The 20,042-nt window shown below is 62.5% G+C and carries 19 protein-coding genes and 1 pseudogene; 15 read left to right on the forward strand and 5 right to left on the reverse strand.

The genetic code is table 11. From position 1 onward, the window contains the following. Positions 1 to 16: 16 nt before the first annotated feature. The 3 genes from ACM6I6_RS13525 (at position 17) to cueR (ending at position 3,337) form a co-directional block, all read left to right on the forward strand. Positions 17 to 400, forward strand: coding sequence for a hypothetical protein (locus ACM6I6_RS13525; protein ID WP_274077764.1), 384 nt, complete (start codon positions 17 to 19; stop codon positions 398 to 400). A gap of 133 nt (positions 401 to 533) precedes the next feature. After that, a complete protein-coding gene (locus ACM6I6_RS13530; protein WP_274077765.1) occupies positions 534 to 2,927 on the forward strand; it encodes a heavy metal translocating P-type ATPase in 2,394 nt (797 codons plus the stop codon). Beyond that, entirely contained in the window at positions 2,924 to 3,337 is a 414-nt protein-coding gene (cueR, locus tag ACM6I6_RS13535) for a Cu(I)-responsive transcriptional regulator (protein ID WP_274077766.1), read from the forward strand. Before ACM6I6_RS13530 ends, cueR begins: the two co-directional genes overlap by 4 nt. 198 nt (positions 3,338 to 3,535) lie before the next feature. Here cueR and ACM6I6_RS13540 read toward each other — a convergent pair whose 3' ends face one another. Continuing rightward, positions 3,536 to 4,429: a PA4780 family RIO1-like protein kinase gene (locus ACM6I6_RS13540; RefSeq protein ID WP_274077767.1), complete on the reverse strand. Its 894-nt coding sequence runs from the start codon at positions 4,427 to 4,429 to the stop codon at positions 3,536 to 3,538. A gap of 443 nt (positions 4,430 to 4,872) precedes the next feature. Here ACM6I6_RS13540 and ACM6I6_RS13545 point away from each other — a divergent pair. Both ACM6I6_RS13545 and ACM6I6_RS13550 read left to right on the forward strand, forming a co-directional pair. Further along, a pseudogene (locus ACM6I6_RS13545) lies at positions 4,873 to 5,961 on the forward strand (cache domain-containing protein); the annotation flags it as partial. A 129-nt stretch (positions 5,962 to 6,090) separates the two neighbouring features. Further along, positions 6,091 to 6,819 (forward strand): methyl-accepting chemotaxis protein, encoded by a 729-nt coding sequence (locus ACM6I6_RS13550; RefSeq protein WP_370628334.1) that lies wholly within the window; start codon positions 6,091 to 6,093, stop codon positions 6,817 to 6,819. Between the two features lie 93 nt (positions 6,820 to 6,912). Here ACM6I6_RS13550 and ACM6I6_RS13555 read toward each other — a convergent pair whose 3' ends face one another. Together ACM6I6_RS13555 and ACM6I6_RS13560 are read right to left on the reverse strand one after the other, a co-directional pair. After that, positions 6,913 to 7,704 (reverse strand): AraC family transcriptional regulator, encoded by a 792-nt coding sequence (locus ACM6I6_RS13555; protein WP_274077769.1) that lies wholly within the window; start codon positions 7,702 to 7,704, stop codon positions 6,913 to 6,915. A 77-nt stretch (positions 7,705 to 7,781) separates the two neighbouring features. Continuing rightward, positions 7,782 to 9,059, reverse strand: coding sequence for an acetyl-CoA C-acetyltransferase (locus tag ACM6I6_RS13560; RefSeq protein ID WP_274077770.1), 1,278 nt, complete (start codon positions 9,057 to 9,059; stop codon positions 7,782 to 7,784). A gap of 119 nt (positions 9,060 to 9,178) precedes the next feature. Between ACM6I6_RS13560 and ACM6I6_RS13565 the strand changes: the two genes are divergently transcribed. Together ACM6I6_RS13565 and ACM6I6_RS13570 are read left to right on the forward strand one after the other, a co-directional pair. Further along, positions 9,179 to 10,531 carry a 3-oxoacyl-ACP reductase gene (locus ACM6I6_RS13565; protein WP_414920036.1) on the forward strand — a complete coding sequence of 451 codons (1,353 nt, stop codon included), beginning with the start codon at positions 9,179 to 9,181 and terminating at the stop codon, positions 10,529 to 10,531. A gap of 2 nt (positions 10,532 to 10,533) precedes the next feature. Continuing rightward, the gene (locus ACM6I6_RS13570; RefSeq protein WP_414920037.1) at positions 10,534 to 11,388 is read left to right on the forward strand and encodes a MaoC family dehydratase; all 855 of its coding nucleotides are present in this window, start codon (positions 10,534 to 10,536) and stop codon (positions 11,386 to 11,388) included. 123 nt (positions 11,389 to 11,511) lie between these two features. On the opposite strand, the gene ACM6I6_RS13575 is transcribed toward ACM6I6_RS13570, so the two are convergent. Continuing rightward, positions 11,512 to 11,925, reverse strand: coding sequence for a response regulator (locus tag ACM6I6_RS13575; RefSeq protein ID WP_274077773.1), 414 nt, complete (start codon positions 11,923 to 11,925; stop codon positions 11,512 to 11,514). Between the two features lie 70 nt (positions 11,926 to 11,995). After that, positions 11,996 to 12,229 carry a Flp family type IVb pilin gene (locus ACM6I6_RS13580; protein ID WP_406592623.1) on the reverse strand — a complete coding sequence of 78 codons (234 nt, stop codon included), beginning with the start codon at positions 12,227 to 12,229 and terminating at the stop codon, positions 11,996 to 11,998. Between the two features lie 338 nt (positions 12,230 to 12,567). Here ACM6I6_RS13580 and cpaB point away from each other — a divergent pair, with 338 nt between their 5' ends. Genes cpaB through ACM6I6_RS13620 form a run of 8 tightly spaced genes read left to right on the forward strand, consistent with a single transcriptional unit; the run spans position 12,568 to position 20,026 of the window. Continuing rightward, positions 12,568 to 13,515 carry a Flp pilus assembly protein CpaB gene (gene cpaB, locus ACM6I6_RS13585; RefSeq protein WP_414920038.1) on the forward strand — a complete coding sequence of 316 codons (948 nt, stop codon included), beginning with the start codon at positions 12,568 to 12,570 and terminating at the stop codon, positions 13,513 to 13,515. 21 nt (positions 13,516 to 13,536) lie between these two features. Then, entirely contained in the window at positions 13,537 to 14,799 is a 1,263-nt protein-coding gene (locus tag ACM6I6_RS13590; protein WP_323607145.1) for a type II and III secretion system protein family protein, read from the forward strand. Further along, positions 14,796 to 15,983 (forward strand): AAA family ATPase, encoded by a 1,188-nt coding sequence (locus ACM6I6_RS13595; protein ID WP_414920039.1) that lies wholly within the window; start codon positions 14,796 to 14,798, stop codon positions 15,981 to 15,983. Before ACM6I6_RS13590 ends, ACM6I6_RS13595 begins: the two co-directional genes overlap by 4 nt. Continuing rightward, positions 15,980 to 17,260: a CpaF family protein gene (locus tag ACM6I6_RS13600; protein ID WP_274077778.1), complete on the forward strand. Its 1,281-nt coding sequence runs from the start codon at positions 15,980 to 15,982 to the stop codon at positions 17,258 to 17,260. Before ACM6I6_RS13595 ends, ACM6I6_RS13600 begins: the two co-directional genes overlap by 4 nt. A gap of 10 nt (positions 17,261 to 17,270) precedes the next feature. Next, on the forward strand, positions 17,271 to 18,155 hold the full coding sequence (locus ACM6I6_RS13605) for a type II secretion system F family protein (protein ID WP_414920040.1): 885 nt from the start codon (positions 17,271 to 17,273) through the stop codon (positions 18,153 to 18,155). Between the two features lie 8 nt (positions 18,156 to 18,163). Beyond that, the gene (locus ACM6I6_RS13610; protein WP_414920041.1) at positions 18,164 to 19,042 is read left to right on the forward strand and encodes a type II secretion system F family protein; all 879 of its coding nucleotides are present in this window, start codon (positions 18,164 to 18,166) and stop codon (positions 19,040 to 19,042) included. 10 nt (positions 19,043 to 19,052) lie between these two features. Continuing rightward, positions 19,053 to 19,739 (forward strand): hypothetical protein, encoded by a 687-nt coding sequence (locus ACM6I6_RS13615; protein WP_414920042.1) that lies wholly within the window; start codon positions 19,053 to 19,055, stop codon positions 19,737 to 19,739. Positions 19,740 to 19,750: 11 nt separating this feature from the next. Next, on the forward strand, positions 19,751 to 20,026 hold the full coding sequence (locus tag ACM6I6_RS13620; RefSeq protein WP_414920043.1) for a DUF3613 domain-containing protein: 276 nt from the start codon (positions 19,751 to 19,753) through the stop codon (positions 20,024 to 20,026). Positions 20,027 to 20,042: the final 16 nt, after the last annotated feature.

The raw sequence follows: 20,042 nt of genomic DNA on the forward strand, positions 1-20,042 counted from the left end.
CCCAGGAGATTCAGCCATGCGCTGGTCAGCTTTCAGCCTGTTTGGCCTGCTCGGCCTTTTCACCGCCACCACTTCGGCCCATGCCGCCGGGGAGGATTATGGCGTGCTGGTCATTTCCCGCGAGCGCCTGGAAGTCGCAACCAGCTGCGAGATCGGCGTGTACATCCAGGACCAGTTGGCGGCGCGGCTATTCCAGGAGCAAAGCACCTCGTTCAACCTGCCGCCGGGCAATGTCTCCCTGCGCCTCAAGTTGCTGCCCGGCCAGGCGCCGGGGTGCAACCCGGGGATGCTGGCGCCGGGTTCGCAGGATATTCAGTTGCGGGCCGGAGATGTGTTGAAGTACCGGATTGCGATGACCCAGGATGGGATGTATCTAAAGCGTGCAGGTCTTGGATATTGAGTTGCCTGTAAAAGATCGCAGCCTGCGGCAGCTCCTACAGGTGTACTGCGATCTTTTGCTTTAAAAATGGCGCTTGACCTTGCCAGCATGGCAAGGTTGATCCTGTAGGCATCTTCTACAGGGAGCGTGACCGATGTCCGAATCCACCACTTTCGATCTGCCGATTGCCGGCATGACCTGCGCCAGCTGCGCCGGGCGTGTCGAGCGCGCCTTGAGCAAAGTCATTGGCGCCAGTGCCGTCAGCGTCAACCTGGCCACCGAGCAGGCCCGGGTCCAGGCACCGGCCGACAGCCTGCCGGCCTTGATGGACGCAGTGGAAAAAGCCGGTTACAGCGTACCTCGGCAGCGCCTGGAATTGAGCATCGACGGCATGACCTGCGCCTCCTGCGTCGGCCGGGTCGAGCGGGCATTGAACAAAGTGCCGGGGGTCAAGAGCGTCAGCGTCAACCTGGCCAATGAACGCGCCCATCTGGAACTGCTCGGGCAAGTCGACCCGCAAACCTTGATCGCGGCCGTGAGCAAGGCGGGTTATGCCGCCAGCGTCTGGCAGGACGATCAGCCGCACGTCGATACTCAGCAAACCCGCCTGCAGCGCGAGCGCTGGGCGTTGATCGCAGCGATTGCCCTCGCCTTGCCACTGGTATTGCCGATGTTGCTGCAACCGTTCGGCGTGCACTGGATGCTCCCGGCCTGGGCGCAATTCGCCTTGGCAACGCCCGTGCAGTTCATCTTCGGCGCGCGCTTTTATGTGGCCGCCTGGAAAGCCGTGCGTGCCGGGGCAGGCAACATGGACTTGCTTGTTGCCTTGGGCACCAGCGCGGGCTATGGCTTGAGCCTCTACGAATGGGCCACCGCCGCCGGGCGCATGCCGCACCTGTACTTCGAAGCCTCGGCCGTGGTGATTGCCCTGGTGCTGTTGGGTAAATACCTGGAAAGCCGCGCCAAACGCCAGACCGCCAGCGCCATTCGCGCCCTGGAAGCGCTGCGCCCGGAGCGGGCAGTCCAGGTGATCGACGGTCGTGAGCAAGAGGTGGCGATCAGCGCCCTGCGTCTCGATGACCTGGTCATGATCAAGCCCGGGGAACGTTTCCCGGTGGACGGCGAAGTGGTCGAAGGCCAGAGCCATGCCGACGAAGCCTTGATCAGCGGCGAAAGCCTGCCGGTGCCCAAACAACCTGGTGACAAGGTCACGGGCGGCGCGATCAATGGTGAAGGCCGGTTGCTGGTGCGCACCCAGGCCCTTGGCGCGGAAACCGTGCTGGCGCGGATCATTCGCCTGGTGGAGGACGCCCAGGCGGCGAAAGCGCCGATCCAGAAACTGGTGGATAGAGTCAGCCAGGTGTTCGTCCCGGTGGTCTTGCTGCTGGCCTTGGCGACCCTGATCGGCTGGTGGATGTATGGCGCCCCGCTGGAGACCGCGGTGATCAATGCCGTGGCGGTGCTGGTGATCGCCTGCCCTTGTGCCCTGGGCCTGGCCACGCCAACGGCGATCATGGCCGGCACCGGGGTCGCGGCGCGCTACGGCATTCTGATCAAGGATGCCCAGGCGCTGGAGCGTGCCCATGAAGTCAGCGCCGTGGTGTTCGACAAGACCGGCACGCTGACTTCGGGCACCCCACGTATCGCCCACCTCAGCGCCCTCGATGGCGACGAAGGCAGCCTGCTGCAATGGGCCGGCGCCCTGCAACGCGGCAGCGAGCATCCGCTGGCCAAGGCGGTGCTGGATGCGTGCGCCGAGCGAGGCCTGGCCGTGGCCGACGTGACTGACAGCCAATCCCTGACCGGCCGAGGCATTGCCGGCACGCTCGGGGATCGTCGCCTGGCGCTGGGTAATCGGCGCCTGCTGGAGGAAAGCGGCCTGGACGCCGGCACTCTGGCAGGTTCCGCAAGCGCGTGGGAAACCGAAGGCCGGACCTTGTCCTGGCTGATCGAGCAAAGTCCCGAGCCGAGAGTGTTGGGCCTGTTCGCTTTCGGCGATACGCTCAAGCCTGGCGCGCTGCAAGCGGTACAACAACTGCGCGCGCGCAATATCAGCAGTCATCTGCTGACCGGTGACAACAGAGGCAGTGCCAACGTGGTCGCCAAGGCGCTGGGCATCCAGGATGTGTACGCAGAGGTCCTGCCGGCGGACAAAGCCGCCACTGTCGCTGCGTTGAAGAAAACCGGCGTGGTCGCAATGGTCGGCGACGGCATCAACGATGCGCCAGCGCTGGCCGCGGCCGATATCGGTATCGCCATGGGCGGCGGCACCGATGTGGCCATGCATGCGGCCGGCATTACCTTGATGCATGGCGATCCTCGGCGAGTTCCGGCGGCACTGGAGATCAGCCGCAAGACCTACGCGAAGATCCGGCAGAACCTGTTCTGGGCCTTCGTCTATAACCTGATCGGCATTCCATTGGCCGCCTTCGGGTTCCTTAATCCGGTGCTGGCCGGAGCAGCCATGGCGTTGTCGAGCGTCAGCGTGGTGAGCAATGCGCTACTGTTGAAAACCTGGAAACCCGAGGACCTGGAGGACAACCGATGAACATCGGCCAAGCAGCCCGTCACAGCGGCCTGAGCGCAAAGATGATCCGCTACTACGAGTCCATCGGCCTGCTCAAGGCGGCTCATCGCACCGACAGCGGCTACCGGGTGTACGGCGATGACGACCTGCACACGCTGGCGTTCATCAAACGCTCACGGGACCTTGGGTTTTCGCTGGAGGAAGTCGGCAAGCTGTTGACCCTCTGGCAGGACCGCCAGCGCGCCAGTGCCGATGTGAAGGCGTTGGCGCGCCAGCATATCGATGAACTGAACCAGAAGATTCGGGAGCTGGGGCAGTTGCGCGATACGTTGCAGGATCTGGTGGAGCATTGTCAGGGGGATGATCGGCCGGATTGTCCGATTCTCAAGAGTCTTGAGTCGGGGTGTTGTGCTAACGCGGATCCCGTCTGACAATGATTTTGACTGTGCTAACGCCTTCGCGAGCAAGCCCGCTCCCACATTGGACCGTCGCCGAACACAAATTCTGTGTCCAGTGCAGATCGAATGTGGGAGCGGGCTTGCTCGCGAAGGCGGTGCGTCGGGCGCCATAAACATTGAGTCCCTTCACCCAGAAAAAACCCGGCCGAAGCCGGGTTTTTCTTTAGTCGATCACTGCATCCACGGTGGAGGCGGTTCTTCGGCTGGCTTGGGGGGAGCATCGTCAGCCGCACGCGCGGCTTGCTTGCGCTCTTCATCCAGGCGCGCGGCCTCGATTTCGCGCATGATGCCGCCCACATCCGCCAGCTCTTCCGGCTCGTCGAACTCGCCGGTCAGGACGCTGGCCGGGTGCAAAGTGCCCGCCTCGTACAAAGCCCACATTTCCTTGGCGTACCGGGTCTTTTTCAACTCCGGTGCAAACCGTCCGAAATAGGACGCCATGTTGCCCACGTCCCGCTCCAGCATGCTGAACGCGTGGTTGTTGCCGGCCGCGTCAACTGCTTGCGGCAAGTCGATGATCACCGGGCCGGTCGGGGTCAACAGCACGTTGAACTCGGACAGGTCACCGTGCACCAGACCGGTACACAGCATCAGCACGATCTGCGAGATCAGGAACGCGTGATATTCACGCGCCTGGTCCGGTTCCAGAACCACGTCGTTCAGACGCGGCGCGGCATCACCGTACTCGTCGGCTACCAACTCCATGAGCAGCACGCCTTCGAGGAAATCGAACGGCTTGGGCACCCGTACACCGGCATTGGCCAGGCGGAACAGCGCCGCCACTTCGGCGTTCTGCCAAGCGTCTTCGGTTTCCTTGCGACCAAACTTGGAACCCTTGGCCATGGCCCGGGCCTGTCGGCTGTTGCGCACCTTGCGGCCTTCCTGATACTCGGCCGCCTGCCGGAAACTGCGTTTATTCGCCTCCTTGTAGACCTTCGCGCAACGTAACTGGTTGCCGCAGCGCACCACATAAACAGCTGCTTCTTTACCACTCATGAGTGGGCGCAGCACTTCGTCGACCAGACCGTCCTCGATCAGGGGTTCAATGCGTTTTGGAGTCTTCATCAGCTTTTATTGTGGGTCCTTTATTACCAAACACGCGAAAGTCATTCGTTATACGGCAATCCACCGATTCGGGGGAGGGGGTGCCGACCTATGAACCATGCAGATGCACACAATGTGCCGATTTACTCGCAAAAACCTGCAGTTCATCACCGGTCTTCTGGATCATAGTCGAGCCTGAAGCGCTTGTTGTCCGGGGCTGCATGGGCATTTGTGACAGAAACCGACACCCCGGCACTACCGTTCGCGGGATTTTTCCGGACAACCCTCAATTTCCGCAGACAACAGCCGAAGTCCTTAGTGACAAAGTGATTTGTCCGACAATCGTTTCCCTGACAACAACGATACCGCACTCACGGACCCGGGTTGATCGACAACGTTTACGGCTGCCAATAAACCGCGAGTCATCTGCACTGCGTGGGCCTACAAGAAAATCTGGAGCGCGGATGAACATCAAACAGAAACTGACCTGGGCGTTTGCAATCATCGCCTGCTTGCCGGTGGTACTGGTCGCCACCCTCGTCGTGCTGAACCTGCGCAGTGATGCCAGGGAAGGATTCGTCGACAGCAGTGGTCGCGAGATCCGTCAGGTCAGCAACGCCATGCAACTGTTCTTCGACGGCATCAGCCAGAACGTCGAGTACCTGGCCAAACAACCGCTGATCACCAACTCCGACGACAGCCTCAAGACCTACATGAACGCCAACGCCGCCAGCATTCCACAGGGCGAGATGGACAAAAAAGTCTTTGGCTTCCTGCAGGATCTGGGCAACGCCCATCCATCCTACGCCTACGCCATCCTCGGCACCGCCGCCGGTGGTTATGTGTCGTGGCCGGACGACGCCAAGCTGGCCAACTACGACCCGCGCCAGCGTCCGTGGTACAAGGCGGCCCAGGCGAAACCGGGCAAGCCGTTGCGTACCGAGGCCTATTACTGGGCCGAAAACGATACGTCCTACGTCAGCACTGTGCGCACCATCGACAACAAGCTGGGCACCAACGGTGGCGTGGTCAGCATCGACGTCTCGCTCAAGCAGCTCACCGAACTGGTCAAACAGATCAAGCTCGGCGAAAGCGGCTACCTGATGCTGCTGGAAAACACCGGTACCGTGCTGGTCGATCCGAAGCAACCGGAACACAACTTCAAGGCCTTGAACAGCCTCGGCGAGGGTTATGCGCAACTGGCCAAGGCTGGCAAGGGCCTGGTTGAAGTCGAGCTCAACGGCGAACGCTACATGGCTAACGTCTGGCCGTCGGAGCAGCTGGGCTGGACCTTCATCGGCCTGATCAAGCAGAGCGACGTGATGAGCACCGCGACCCAGCTGACCTGGTTGATCGCCATCATCGCTGCGGTACTGGCCGTTGTCTTCGCCATCGTCGGCGCCAGTTTCGCCAGCGTTATCGTGCGGCCGATCCGCAGTGTGGCCGACGGCCTGGAAGGCATTGCCCAGGGTGAAGGCGACCTGACCAAGAATCTGCAAATCCGTGGCAGCGACGAAACCGCGCAACTGGCCAACTGGTTCAACCAGTTCCTGACCGCGATTCGCAACCTGATACAAAGCATTGGTGGCGCCGCGACCAAGATCCTGGCCACCTCCAGGAGCTCGACCCAGGTTTCCAGCGACATGGCTGAAGCCGCTGGACGCCAGCGCGAAGCGGTGGACATGGTGTCCACGGCATTTCACGAAATGGTCGCTACCGCCAACGAAGTGGCACGCTCCTGCAGCCAGGCGGCCGAGTCCGCCGACAGTGGCCAGCGCCAGGCCCGTGAAGGTCAGCAACAAATTGACGCGGCCGTGAGCAGCGTCGATCGCCTGAGCCAGGAAATCGAGCAGTCGGCCCAGTCGATGCAACAGCTGGAACGCGACAGCAATGATATCCAGTCGATCCTCGGGACCATTCGTTCGATCGCCGAGCAAACCAATCTGCTGGCGCTGAACGCGGCCATTGAAGCGGCGCGGGCCGGTGAGCAGGGCCGTGGTTTTGCCGTGGTGGCCGATGAAGTACGGGCGCTGGCCAAGCGCACGGCCGACTCCACGGCGGAAATCGACGGACTGCTGGGCAACCTGGCCAAGCGCACCAGCCAGGTGACCCAGCAGATGCACGCGAGCCTGGAGGTGTCCCAGCAATCGGTGACGCGCATCGGTGAAGCGCGCAACAGTTTCGGGCAGATCCGCGAGTCGGTGGACGTCATCCGCGACATGAACACCCAGATTGCCACGGCGGCGGAACAACAGCATCAGGTGGCCGAAGACATCAACCGGCACATCAGCCAGATCCATGGCGACGCGCAATTGGTGGCTGAACTGGCGAACTCGGCGCGCCTGGATTCCCAGAGCCTGGCCGGGTTGTCGAATGAGCTGGATGGGTTGGTGCGCCGGTTCCGTACCTGACCGGTGACCGCTGCGCGGTCAATCGCGAGCAAGCTCGCTCCCACAGGGATTTTCACTGTCCTTGTGGGAGCGAGCTTGCTCGCGATGGGGCCATCACTGCCGAAACAACTCCCCCGGGGTAAACCCGAACAAACTCTTGAACGCCGCAATAAACGCCGACGTCGAGTCATACCCACAGGCCAGCGCGGCATTGGTCACGCTGTCGCCCTCCTCCAGCAGACTCAGCGACGACAGCAAGCGCATACGCTGGCGCCAGCCGCGAAAACTCAACCCGGTTTCACGCTGAAACAAACGCATCAGGGTTTTCTCCGACGCGCCCAGGCGTTCGGCCCATTGGTGCAGGGTCACATTGCTCTCGGGATTTTCGATCAGCTCATTGCACAACCCCAGCAACCGTTCATGGCGGGGCAATGGCAGGGAAAACCCGACTTCCGGCAAAGTCGCCAACTGATCGAGCAGCACACTCACCAACCGCGCCTGCGGGCTGTCACCCTGGGGATATTCCACTGGCAGCAGGCAAAAACTCTTGATCAGCTCCCGGGCCAGCGGCGTCACTTCCAGCACCCGGCAACGCCCGTCCGCCCACTGGCAATCCTCGCGACGCACATACAGGCTGCGCATCTCGGCGCGCATCGAGGTCACGACCTGGTGATCCAGATCGGCCGGAATCCAGATGCCCCATTGCGGCGGCGCGAAGAAACTGCCCTCGGCGGTGTGCACGCCGAGCACGCCACTGATGGCATAGGAAAACTGCACCCAGTCGTGGCGATGGGACGGCGTCCACGACCCGGCATTGAGGCTTTCCACCCGGGCATACAGCGGACGCGGCAACCTTATGAGGGGCGGAATGCTGCGTTCGAGGGAAACCTGTCCGTTAGTCGGCATAACCTGGCCTTGTGTTGCGAGACGGCTGATGGGCCGACGTTAGGCCATGTCACGCATCCATTCAATACCGGACGCCCCTATCGCTCGATGATGGCGGTTACCCCCTGACCGCCTGCGGCGCAAATTGAGATAAGGCCACGCCCCTTCCCCGCCGCATCAAGCAACTTGGCCATATTGGCGAGGATGCGCCCACCCGTGGCCGCAAACGGGTGCCCGGCCGCCAGTGAGCTGCCTTTGACATTGAGCTTGCTGCGGTCGATGGAGCCCAGCGGTGCATCGAGGCCCAGGCGGCTTTGGCAGTACTCGGGGTCTTCCCAGGCCTTCAAGGTGCAGAGCACCTGGGCGGCGAAGGCTTCGTGGATCTCGTAGTAATCGAAGTCCTGCAGGGTCAGGCCATTGCGCGCCAGCAGGCGTGGCACGGCATACACCGGTGCCATCAACAGGCCCTCGGCGCCATGGACGAAATCCACCGCGGCGGTTTCGCCGTCACGCAAGTAGGCGAGAATCGGTAGACCGCGCTCCTTCGCCCATGCCTCACTGCCCAGCAGCACCAAGGATGCGCCATCGGTCAGCGGCGTGGAATTGCCGGGGGTCAGGGTGCCTTTTGCGCTTTTGTCGAAAACGGTCTTGAGCGAGGCGAGCTTTTCCAGGGTCAGGTCCGGGCGCAAATTGTTGTCGCGGGTGAGGCCGAGAAACGGCGTCATCAAATCGTTCTGCCACCCTTCGGCGTAGGACGCATCCAGGTTCTGATGGCTCAGCAGCGTCAGCTGATCCTGCTCTTCACGGGGAATGTTCCAGGCCTGCGCCATCAACTCGCAATGCTCGCCCATGGACATACCGGTGCGCGGCTCGCCATTGCGCGGGAACTCGGGAATCAGGTGCCGGGGGCGCAGCTGCAGGAAGGGTTTGAGTTTTTCCGCGGTGGTGCTGGCGCGATAGGCCTGCAGCAAAATCTTGCGCAACCCTTCGTTGACACTGATTGGCGCGTCCGAGGTGGTGTCGACGCCACCGGCAATGCCGCAGTCGATCTGGCCGAGGGCAATTTTGTTCGCCACCAGCAGCGCCGCTTCCAGCCCTGTACCGCAAGCCTGCTGGATGTCGTAGGCGGGGGTAGCGGGCGACAGCCGCGAACCGAGCACGCACTCGCGTGTCAGGGCCATGTCCCGTGGCAACTTGAGCACCGCCCCCGTCACCACTTCGCCAAGGCGCAGTCCATGCAGGTTGTAGCGTTCGATCAGGCCTTCGAGTGCAGCCGTGAGCATGGCCTGGTTACTGGCGGTGGAATAGGGTCCGTTGGAGCGAGCGAAGGGTATCCGATTACCGCCGATGATCGCGACGCGACGCAGCTGAGTCATGAAAAGCTTCCTATTCTGTGAAGGCCATTACCCGCAAGCGTAGGCCGAATCTGGCAAATCGAACGACTGATTGCCATTCATGGTCCACACTTTGAACCTCATCTGCTGGAGCGCGTTCCATGTCCGACCGCTATATCGACTTCGCCAATTCGTCCATCGGCCATCGTCTGGTCGGGGCCATGGGCCTGCCTTCGCCGGTACGCCTGGAACGCTGGCAAGCGGGCAGATTGCGCCCTGTGGAAGGCGCCTTGCTGATTGGCGGCGGACCGCTGGCGGAGAAGGTCAACACCTTCGCCAACCGCCTGACGGACGCGATCTACACCTACGGCACCGAGCCCTCGATGGCGACCGCGTGGATTCCCGGACACGGTCCGAAACTCAAGGCCGTGGTGTTCGATGCCAGTGATCTGGTGCAGGTCGGCCAGCTCAAGCAACTACGCGAGTTCTTCCAGCCCCTGATAAAAAATCTCGACCACAGTGCCCACCTGGTGATCCTGGGACGTGACCCGCAGTCGTTGAGCGACCCATTCGCCGCCAGTACCCAGCGCGCCCTCGAAGGCTTCAGCCGCTCGCTGGCCAAGGAACTGCGCAGCGGTGGCACCTTGCAGCTGATCCATGTTGGCGAAGGTGCCGAGGATCAACTGGAGGGACCGCTGCGGTTTTTCCTCTCGCCGAAAAGCGCCTTCGTGTCCGGGCAAGTCATCAACCTGACTGCCTGCGACACCCAGGTAATGGACTGGACTCGCCCGCTGGCCGGGCGCAAGGCACTGATCACCGGTGCGGCGCGCGGTATCGGCGCCGCCATCGCCGAGACCCTGGCCCGTGACGGTGCCGAGGTCATCCTGCTCGACGTCCCCCCGGCCAGGAACGACCTCGACGCCCTCGCCGCACGCCTCGGCGGGCGTGGCATCACCCTCGACATCTGTGCCGAGAACGCCGCCACGGAACTGGTCGAACAACTGCCCGACGGCATCGACATCGTGGTGCACAACGCCGGCATCACCCGGGACAAGACCCTGGCCAACATGACCCCGGAATTCTGGGACGCGGTACTCGCCGTCAACCTCAACGCTCCGCAAGTGCTGACCAAGGCCCTGCTCGACAGCGGCACCCTGCGCGACAATGGCCGGGTGATCCTGCTGGCGTCGATCAGCGGCATCGCCGGCAATCGCGGGCAAACCAACTATGCGGCGAGCAAGGCTGGCCTGATTGGCCTGGCGCAAGCCTGGGCGCCGCTGTTGCATGAGCGGGGCATCAGCATCAATGCCGTGGCGCCGGGTTTTATCGAAACCCAGATGACCGCGCACATTCCATTCGGCCTGCGCGAAGCCGGACGGCGCATGAGCTCGTTGGGCCAGGGCGGTCTGCCGCAGGACGTCGCCGAAGCGGTGGCCTGGCTCGCGCAACCGGGCACCGGCGCGTTCACCGGCCAGGCACTGCGTGTCTGCGGGCAAAGCGTTCTGGGGGCCTAGGCATGATCATCGACTGGCACACACTCAATCGCGAACCCAGCCTGTCGGGGCTCTATGTGCAGGCGGCAACGCGGCGCAAGATCACCGGTACCACCCTGCCCCATTCGGGTCTGCGCTGCTGGCTCGATGTCGACCCGCAGCGCCTGGCGGCCTATCGCAAAGTCTGCGGCTTCGCCGACAACGGCCTGCTGCCACCTACCTATCCGCATATCCTCGCATTCGCCTTGCAGATGCAATTGCTCACCGCCCGGGACTTTCCGTTCCCGCTGCTGGGGCTGATTCACCTGAGCAACCGCATCCGCGTGCTGCGCCCCATGGGCGGCGTCCATCGAGTGCGGGCCAGCGTGTGCGTGGAGAACCTGCAACCCCATGCGAAGGGGGCGACCTTCGATCTGGTGACGACGCTGGATGATCAACTGGGACCGCTCTGGGAGGCGCAAAGCCAGATGCTGTGCCGAGGGGTGAAGCTTGAGGGCGAGCCCGTCGAAGAGGAGTTGGCCTCGACGCTGCCCCTGACGCAAGTCGCCCAATGGAACGTGCCCACAGACATCGGCCGGCGATACGCCAAGGTATCCGGCGACTACAACCCGATTCACTTGAGTGCGCTGAGCGCCAAAATGTTTGGCTTTCCAACGGCGATTGCCCATGGCCTATGGAACAAGGCCCGCACCCTGGCCGCGCTTGCAGAGTATCTGCCGGCGGCGAACATCGAGATTGCGGTGCAATTCAAGAAGCCGGTGCGCCTGCCCAGCGAGGTGACATTGCTGGCCAGCGCTGCGGGCTCCAGTGGGGATTTGCAATTGATAGGGGCTGGTGATCTGGAGCACATGATTGGCCATTGGCGGCCCATCGCCTGACGCGAATCGTATGACATACACCTTGTAGGAGCCGGCTTGCCGGCGAAGGCGTTCTTGAACCTTGCGTCAGTCTTTCAGGCGCTTTCGCCGGCAAGCCGGGCTCCTACAAGGCCCTCACCTGCTTCAACGATTGGCCAACTCCCCCAACGGCTGCGGGAACAGGTTATTCAGGGTCTCCAGCAACCGCACGTGATAGATCGGCTTGCGAAACAGGTCCAGCACCTGCAACCGCAACATGTCGCTGACACTTTCCATGTCCGCATGCCCGGACATCACGATCACCGGCAAATGCTGGCGCGCCGTGTGCTCGCGCAAGCGCTTGATCAACGACATGCCACTCTCCTCCGGCATGCGCAGGTCGGTAATGACCAGAGCAATATCCGGATGGCGTGTCAGATGCTGCAGCGCCAGCTTGACCGAGGTCGCGGTGAAACAATTGAACCCCTCGCCCTCCAGCAACTCCGCCAACTCAAGCAACGCATCCTCCTCGTCATCGACCAGAAGCAGTTGTTGGCGCGGCAGTGCGGGGGCGTTCATGGGCAACACCTGGAATAGACTAAGCGCTGACATTAGAACCCGCCTTGTGCATTAGCAAGTGACAGCCGCCTTAAGCACCACCACCGCCACCACCGGTGGGGGCGCCCACCATTGCACCGGTGATTTTTCCAAAGATCGTGGTGATCGTCGTGCCCATGCCGCCACTGAGCCCGGCAATCACCACCGCAACCATGGCGGCGACGATGGCGTACTCGATACCCGAAGCTCCCTCGGTATCCTTGGCCAGCCCTTTGTAAAAATCGATTTCGGATTTGACCTTCTGAACCAGCTTGGCGAAAGACATGAAGTTCTCCTAGATGACTCCGGGTGTTGCACGGACGCAACATGATTCCCCTGTGCCAGCATCAGCATTGTCGGCATTTCCCCGCCAAACAACTGTAAGAACGCATTAACACCAAAGTATTAACCGTTTCGTTGACGTCAAAAAACCCTGTATTTGCTCTGAACCATTAACTTTCGTTGGATTTTTGCCCCCTGGGTAATGGCGTTTTGCTCTAGCTGCGCTACCTTCAAATAGCCAAATAGTTCCATGTTCATAGCTGCCTGATTGCGAAGTTGTCTCGTTGCGCAAACGAGTTATTTGAGCAGCAGGAAAGATGCACCAGGAAAGGAAGCGCCGTCATGAACAGTCGTGTCATCCTAGGCCTGGCCGGCCTGTCCCTGGCGGGCGCAGTCATCGCCGGTTATTGGGGCTTTACCTTGACCCGTCAGCCGGCCGCCGCCCCTGTTGCGCAAACCGAGATTTCACCTGCGACCACCGCCACTCCAGCAGCTGTTCCCCAGCCAGAAGAAGACACCCGTCAACCGATCGTGGTGTTGTTGCATGACATCCCACCGTTCGTGCAGATCACCGCCGCCGACATTGCCTTGGAAAAACTACGCACCGTTCCGGCCGGCAGCCTGACCCGTCTCGATCAAGCCATTGGCCGTACGCCCTGGCGCGCCCTGCCCGCCGGCAGCTGGCTCAATGACGAGAGCTTTGAAGCCGGCGGCAAGCTGGCGCGGATGATCCGTCCCGACGAGCGCGCACTCGCTGTTGCCGTGGATGAAGTGATCAATGCCGGCGGGCAGTTGACGCCGGGGGACTATGTCGATGTGCTGCTGTTCTTGCGCTCGGACAACCTCAACCTTCAGCCCTCGGCCCAGCTCGCCATCCCGGCCTTGCGCGTATTGGGGGTGGGCGAGCAATTGGGCCTGACCAACGACGGCCATCCGTCCAGCCCGGCCCAGGGCAACGATGAAAAACTCCGCCAGGAGCAACAACGCGCCAGCGCCCGCACCGTGCTGCTCGCCGTCCCCGAACAACTGTTGAGCCGCTTGATGCTCGCCACCCAAGCCGGCGTGTTGCGCCTGGCCGTGCGCAGCGCCGAGGAAAAACGCCTGGCGCGCTACTGGGCCGGGGAACGGGATTCTGCGACCAATCTCGCCAATGCCAATCGCGACCTGATCCAGTTCAACCAACTGGCCATGACCGCACCGCCCAAACCTGCAATCGCCAGTAGCGCAGGCGCACCGCGCCGCTCCGGTGTGGAAGTCATCCGCGGCAACGAAACCCAAAAGACCCCCTGAATCGTGCAAGGAACCGCTTTAATGCACAGACGTATTATGCCGTTGTTCAACGGCTTGATCTGCGCCACCTTGCTCAGCGGCATGCCGGTAACGGCAGCACTGGCAGCTACCGGCAGTTGCGCAGCGCTGGGCCCGCTGCCAGCGGTACTGGAAGTGGGCGAAGGCCTGCAACAGGAAGTGCAATCGCCGGTGGCGATCACCCGGATCGCGGTGGGCGACCCGAAGATCGCCGACGTGCGAGTCAATGGCAACCAGGCGTTCCTGCTCACCGGCATGGGCGCCGGCGCCACCAGCCTGATGGTCTGGACCGCTTGTGCCAGTGCACCGCGGCAAAGCATGGTATTCGTCCAGGGCCGCGCGACGGCGGCCATGACCAGTGCCAGGCAGTCACCGTCCGATGATGGGTTGCTGCCATCGCAAGTGCAGACCGACATCCGCTTCGTCGAAGTCAGTCGCACCAAGCTCAAGGAAGCCAGTACCTCGATCTACGGCAAAAACTCGAATTTCCTGTTCGGTTCCCCCGGTACCGTCCCCAACACGGCGGTGACGCCGCGGGTGTTTCCGTTGCGCAACCTTGATCCGCGGATTGCCGTGCCGAGCATTCCGTTGGCCAACGACATGTTCAACATCGTCGCCGGCGGCGGCAACTTCCTGGCCATCATCAACGCCATGGAAAGCAGTGGCTTTGCCTACACCCTGGCACGCCCGAGCCTGGTGGCGATCAGCGGCCAAAGCGCAAGCTTCCTGGCGGGCGGTGAAATCCCGATCCCGATCCCCAGCGCCAACAGCAACAGCTACTCCATCGAATACAAGGAATTCGGCATCCGCCTGACGCTCACGCCGACGGTGGTCAGCAACGACCAGATCGCCCTCAAGGTTGCTCCCGAGGTCAGCGAACTGGATTACAACAACGCCGTGACCATCGGCGGCACCACCGTGCCGGCGTTCACCATTCGCCGCACCGATACCAGCATCTCCCTGGCCGATGGCGAAAGCTTCGTCATCAGCGGCCTGATCAGCACGCAAAACACCTCGCAGGTGGACAAGTTTCCGGGGCTGGGCGATATCCCGATTCTCGGCGCGTTCTTTCGCAGCTCCTCGATCAATCGCGAAGAACGCGAGTTGCTGATGATCGTCACGCCACACCTGGTGCAGCCGCTGGCGGCCAATGCGCAACTGCCGTCGCTGCCGGGTGAAAAACTGCGCAATTACGACCCCAACTGGTATCGCATGTACTTCCTCGAAAACGGCGACTTCGATAAACGCAGCGGGCTATCGCAATGAGCCAGAACCTGAGTCAGACCTTCCTGGCGATCACGCGCAACAGCACGGACCTGGAATGGCTGCAAGGCGCTCTCGCCCCCTTGGGCCAGGTGGTCAGTGCCGGTGGCGGCAGCCTCGACGAACTGTTGGCGCTGGTGGACGTGACCCTGGCCAGCCTGGTGTTCGTGGGTCTGGACCGTGAACACGTGGTGGCCCAGTGCGCCCTGATCGAAGGCGCCCTGGAAGCCAAGCCGCGGTTGGCGATCGTTGCGCTGGGCGACGGCATGGACAACCAGTTGGTGCTCAACGCCATGCGCGCCGGGGCCCGGGATTTCGTGGCGTATGGATCGCGCTCCAGTGAAGTCGCCGGGCTGGTGCGGCGCCAGAGTAAACGCCTTCCGCCTGTAGTGCCGAACACTCACCTGGGCGGCCTGACCGTGCTGTACGGCGTGCAGAGCAACGCCGACGGCGCGCTGCTGGCCAACCACATGGCGCAAGTGGTGCAAAAAAGCGGTCAGCAGACGCTGCTGCTCGACCTCGGCCTGCCGCGCGGTGACAGCCTGGCCCTGCTCGGCCTGGAGAGTTCGTTTCATTTCGGTGATGCGCTGCGCAACTTGCGCCGCCTCGACGCAACCCTGATCGACAGCGCCTTCACCCGTTGCGAAGCCGGCCTGCGAATCCTCGCCTACGCCACCCACGACGAACCGCTGGAACACACCAGCGCCGCCGAGTTGTACATGCTGCTCAGCGCCCTGCGCCAACACTTCCAGCACATCGTGGTGAATGTCACCGGCCAGCCCGACAGCGAAGCCCTGCGCACCTTTGTCAGCCATTGCGACAAGCTGCTGTGGTACACCGACCAGAACGTGCTCGACTGCCGCCGCAACCTGGCGATACTGAACCTTTGGCGCGAAAAAGGCATGAAGCTCGACCATGCCAAACTGCTGGTGGATCGCTACCTGCGCAGCGTCGCGCCGGACTCCGAGGCCTTGGGCAAAAGCTTCGGCATGGAGGTCATCGCCACGCTCGCCTACAGCCCCGAAGTGCGCTTGAACGCCAAGAACCAGGGCGTGACCCTGTTCGAACTGGCCCCGCGGGAAGTGCTCACCCAAAGCCTGCGCAACCTCGGCGAACGCCTGGCCAAGCGCTCCGAAAGCCTGGCCAAACCCAAGTCCTGGTTCAGCCGTTTGAGAGGTACGCCATGAGCGGCGAAAAACTGTTCGGCGCGACACACCGCGGGGTGGCCGGCAATACCGACCACGAAGGCCTGAAACTGGTGCTGCATCGCTACATCATCGATGCCATCGAGGAGTCCGGGAAAAACCTGCTCGAAGGCTCGCGCCAGGTGCTGGCGCAGTTCGTCATCGACAAGGTGGCCGAATACATCGCGCGCCTGCACTTGGCGATTTCGCGCTACGAGATGGAGCGCCTGGCCGAGGAGATCGTCGACGAGCTCACAGGTTTCGGGCCGCTGGAAGTGCTGCTGCGGGATTCGGCAGTGACCGAAATCCTGGTCAACGGCCCGCACCGCGTGTTCATCGAGCGCGATGGCGTCCTGCACCTGAGCGACCTGCGATTCATCGATGCGCACCATGTCGAGCGCGTCATCCAGCGCATCCTCGCGCCCTTGGGCCGACGGCTCGACGAGTCTTCGCCGATGGTCGACGCGCGCCTGCCGGACGGCAGCCGGGTCAACGCGATCATTCCCCCGATCGCGCTCGACGGGCCGTGCCTGTCGATTCGGAAATTCCGCCAGGACATGCTCAACAGCACCGACCTGATGGCCATGCAGACCATCGACCAGGCGATCTACGAATTTCTTCAGGACGCCGTGGGCAAGCGCTGCAACATCCTCATCAGCGGCGGCACCGGCACCGGCAAGACCACGCTGCTGAACATCCTCAGCCAGTTGATCGATCCCCACCAACGCCTGGTGACCATCGAAGACGTCGCCGAACTGCAACTGGGCCACCCTCACGTGGTGCGCCTGGAAACCCGGCCGCCGAATGCTGAAGGCCATGGCGAGGTAAAAGCCAGCGACCTGATTCGCAATGCCCTGCGGATGCGCCCGGACCGGATCATCCTCGGCGAAATCCGTGGCGTCGAAGTGGTCGACGTACTGACCGCCATGAACACCGGTCACGACGGTTCCATGAGCACCGTGCACGCCAACAACGCGCAGGATGCCTTGTTGCGCCTGGAAACCCTGGTCGGCCTGACCGGCCGCAGCATTGCCGAAAGGACTTTGCGCCAGATGATCTGCGCGGCGCTGGACGTGGTGATCCAGTTGACGCGCATGCCCGATGGCCGCCGCTGCGTCAGCGAAGTGGTCGAGGTGATCGGCATCCGCGAAGACGTGTATGTCACCAATACGCTGTTTCGCCTCGATCGCCGCAGCGGCTTCGGTTTCATGCGCGAAGCCCTCAACCCCGCCGGTGACAAACTGCGCCGCGAATCGGCGCTCTCTCCCTCGGTATATTGAAGGTCACGGCATGCTCAAACCGCTGCTGCTCATCCTCGTTTGCCTGGCGTTGCTGGGGCTGTCGGTGCGCTTGCTCAGCCGCGGTTTGCGCGAACCCGGTACTCGCCGCGTACTGGAGCGCCTGAGCCAGGGGCAACCGGAGCGGGTGGTGCAGAAAACATCCTGGACGGGGCTGGATCGCGCCTTTTTGCGCGCCGGCCTCGGGCGACCCACTGAACGTCTGGGTGTGTGGCTGACGCTGTGGGGCTTGAGTGTTCTGCTTGGTTTCATCGCTGGCGGCTGGCTGGGTTTGTTCGCCCTGTTACTGGTGCCGCCCCTGCTGCTGCGCCTGTATGTCGACTGGCGTTACCAGCGCCGGCTCAAGCGCATGATCGAACAATTGCCAGCGCTGCTCGATCACAGCGTGCGCAGCCTGAAGTCCGGGCGCACCCTGGCCGACGCGGTGCTGGGTGCCATCGACGCCGCCGAAGACCCGCTGAAAAATGCCTTGGGCCGCGTGCAACGCCAGGTGCACATGGGTATCAGCCTGCCGGACGCCGCCTCGGACTTCGCCGAACTCTACGACAAGGACGAACTGCGCCTGTTTGCCCTGGGATTGAAGGTCAACCACCGCTACGGCGGCAACGCCAGTGAACTGCTGGAGAACCTGATCAAGATCATCCGCGAACGTGAACAGGCGGCTCGCCAGTTGAGCGCCATGACCGGCGAAACCCGGGTCACCGCGGTGGTCCTGGCGCTGATGCCGGTGGCACTCGCCGGCTACATCCTGGTGTCCAATCCGAAGTACTTGATGGGCATGTGGAACGACAGCTCGGGGCAAACGATGCTGGTGGGCGCGCTTGCCCTCCAGGTGTTCGGCTGCGTGGCGCTGTGGCGGATGTTGCGTAGCCTATGAACCTGTCCATGCTGCTGAGCTCGCTGCTGTTCCTGCTGGCATCGGGATTGTTTGTCGGCGTCATTGTGCAAATGCGTCGGCGTGCCCGCCAGGTGGTGCAGCGCCTGGACGGCAAAGCGCCGAGCAAAAACCGCTTCAACCAATGGCTGCACGCGCTGGGCAGCAGCCGTGTCGGCCAGCAGTCAGTCAAGCTCGACAACGAAACCCAGACGCTGCTCAATTGCCTGGGCTGGCGTACCGCGCGGCAACGGGCTTTGTTCGCCGCCTTCCAGGTGGGTGTCCCGGTACTGGCGCTGGCGTTGAGTGCGCTGGTGCAGGGCCTGTTCTTCCCCGAGGTCACTCGCCCGTGGCTGGTCCCGGCGTTCGCCCTGGGCATCGGTTACCTGCTGCCCAAGCGCCTGCTAGCCGCCGCCGCGCAGCATCGGCAAAAGAAACTGGCGGTCGAGATTTCCACCTTCATTCCGTTGCTGCGCATCCTGTTCGAATCGGGCATGGCCGTGGAGCAATCGCTGCGCGTGTTGAGCAATGAAGGCAAGCTGCTGATGCCCACGCTGACCCACGAACTGCGCCTGGTGCTGGCACGCGTCGACTCGGGCCTGGAGCTGGGCGAAGAACTGAACAAGGCCACCCGCTTGCTGGCGGTCGATGAATTCACTGACACCTGCGTGATCCTGCAACAGCTGATCCATCAGGGCGGTGGCGCGATGAAATCCCTGCTGGCGCTCAAACTGTTGCTCGATGACAAGCGTCTGTCACGCCTGCAGGAATACATCTCCAAGATGTCCGCGAAAATGTCCGTCGTGATGATGTTGTTCCTCTTCCCGGCGTTGTTGATCGTACTGGCCGGCCCGGGCTTCACCGCCCTCGCCCGGGCTTTTGCTTCCTAGGGGAATCGTGATGAAAGCATTGATTGCCGGTTTGAGTCTGCTGATGCTGGGGGGTTGCGCGAGCAACGGACCGGCACCCTGGAGTGCCATGACCGGCACCGCCAGTTGCGCCAAATTAAACGCCGAACAACAGCTGTCACTGAACCTGGCCGATGACATGGCCAATGACGGCAAGCTGCACGCCAGCCTCGCCAACCTGCAGAGCCTGCCGGACAATCTCGCCGATGTGCGCCTGCGCAAGGCCAAGGTGTATCGACTGCTGGATCGCAGTGAAGCCGAGCCGCTGTACCGCAGCCTGCTCGGCGGCTGCATGGCCGCCGAAGCAGAACACGGCCTGGGCCAACTCGCCGCCGCCCGGGGCGACCATCGCCTGGCCCAGGCGCACCTGCAACGGGCCGCACGCCTGGCGCCCACCGACGAAAAAATCCGCAACGACCTGGGCGTGGTGTACCTCAATCAATTGCGCATCGAAGACGCCAAATTCGAATTCCTCACGGCCATCGAGCTCAAGCAGAGCGATCAATTGGCTGCGGTAAACCTGGTGACCCTGTTGATCTACCAGGACGATTGGAACCGCGCCGCCGAACTGGTCAGCCGCCTTGGCCTGAAACCGGCACAAGTCACCCAGGCCCAGGCCCGCGCGGAGAAACTCAAGTCCCCCGGCAGGTCCGGTCCGACCGTCGCCGCCGTTCAGTAAGGAGCCCCCCGATGAAATCGACCACCCTTTACTGCCTCGGCGTGCTGGCCCTGCCCCTTGCCGCCCACGCCATCGACGCCGGCCCCGCCTCGCCACAACAACAGGAAACCGAAGGCTGGCTGCAACTGCAAAGCAGCAACGCAGCCGCCTCCACAAAACCGCAAACCGCCAGCACCACCGAACGCGAACTGGCGATGCAGCGCTGGCTGAAAAGTTACCAGCATGAGATCCCGCAGTTCTTTGACCAGGATGTGGGAGGAAAAGTGAGTAGCGGCTCGCAGGAATAGCAGGCGCCGCCATCGC

Origin of the sequence: Pseudomonas sp. IT-P218, from assembly GCF_949767605.1 — a bacterium.
GTDB lineage: Bacteria > Pseudomonadota > Gammaproteobacteria > Pseudomonadales > Pseudomonadaceae > Aquipseudomonas > Aquipseudomonas putida_AE.

Excerpts from the sequence above, each read along its gene's own strand:
- cueR (WP_274077766.1), top strand. The coding sequence starts at position 2,924 with ATGAACATCGGCCAAGCAGCCCGTCACAGCGGCCTGAGCGCAAAGATG.
- ACM6I6_RS13560 (WP_274077770.1), bottom strand. The coding sequence starts at position 9,059 with ATGACTCAGCTGCGTCGCGTCGCGATCATCGGCGGTAATCGGATACCC.
- ACM6I6_RS13555 (WP_274077769.1), bottom strand. The coding sequence starts at position 7,704 with ATGCCGACTAACGGACAGGTTTCCCTCGAACGCAGCATTCCGCCCCTC.
- ACM6I6_RS13595 (WP_414920039.1), top strand. The coding sequence starts at position 14,796 with ATGAGCCAGAACCTGAGTCAGACCTTCCTGGCGATCACGCGCAACAGC.
- ACM6I6_RS13540 (WP_274077767.1), bottom strand. The coding sequence starts at position 4,429 with ATGAAGACTCCAAAACGCATTGAACCCCTGATCGAGGACGGTCTGGTC.
- ACM6I6_RS13570 (WP_414920037.1), top strand. The coding sequence starts at position 10,534 with ATGATCATCGACTGGCACACACTCAATCGCGAACCCAGCCTGTCGGGG.
- ACM6I6_RS13525 (WP_274077764.1), top strand. The coding sequence starts at position 17 with ATGCGCTGGTCAGCTTTCAGCCTGTTTGGCCTGCTCGGCCTTTTCACC.
- ACM6I6_RS13590 (WP_323607145.1), top strand. The coding sequence starts at position 13,537 with ATGCACAGACGTATTATGCCGTTGTTCAACGGCTTGATCTGCGCCACC.
- ACM6I6_RS13575 (WP_274077773.1), bottom strand. The coding sequence starts at position 11,925 with ATGAACGCCCCCGCACTGCCGCGCCAACAACTGCTTCTGGTCGATGAC.
- ACM6I6_RS13565 (WP_414920036.1), top strand. The coding sequence starts at position 9,179 with ATGTCCGACCGCTATATCGACTTCGCCAATTCGTCCATCGGCCATCGT.
- ACM6I6_RS13580 (WP_406592623.1), bottom strand. The coding sequence starts at position 12,229 with ATGTCTTTCGCCAAGCTGGTTCAGAAGGTCAAATCCGAAATCGATTTT.
- ACM6I6_RS13600 (WP_274077778.1), top strand. The coding sequence starts at position 15,980 with ATGAGCGGCGAAAAACTGTTCGGCGCGACACACCGCGGGGTGGCCGGC.
- ACM6I6_RS13530 (WP_274077765.1), top strand. The coding sequence starts at position 534 with ATGTCCGAATCCACCACTTTCGATCTGCCGATTGCCGGCATGACCTGC.
- ACM6I6_RS13550 (WP_370628334.1), top strand. The coding sequence starts at position 6,091 with ATGGTGTCCACGGCATTTCACGAAATGGTCGCTACCGCCAACGAAGTG.
- ACM6I6_RS13620 (WP_414920043.1), top strand. The coding sequence starts at position 19,751 with ATGAAATCGACCACCCTTTACTGCCTCGGCGTGCTGGCCCTGCCCCTT.
- ACM6I6_RS13615 (WP_414920042.1), top strand. The coding sequence starts at position 19,053 with ATGAAAGCATTGATTGCCGGTTTGAGTCTGCTGATGCTGGGGGGTTGC.
- cpaB (WP_414920038.1), top strand. The coding sequence starts at position 12,568 with ATGAACAGTCGTGTCATCCTAGGCCTGGCCGGCCTGTCCCTGGCGGGC.
- ACM6I6_RS13610 (WP_414920041.1), top strand. The coding sequence starts at position 18,164 with ATGCTGCTGAGCTCGCTGCTGTTCCTGCTGGCATCGGGATTGTTTGTC.
- ACM6I6_RS13605 (WP_414920040.1), top strand. The coding sequence starts at position 17,271 with ATGCTCAAACCGCTGCTGCTCATCCTCGTTTGCCTGGCGTTGCTGGGG.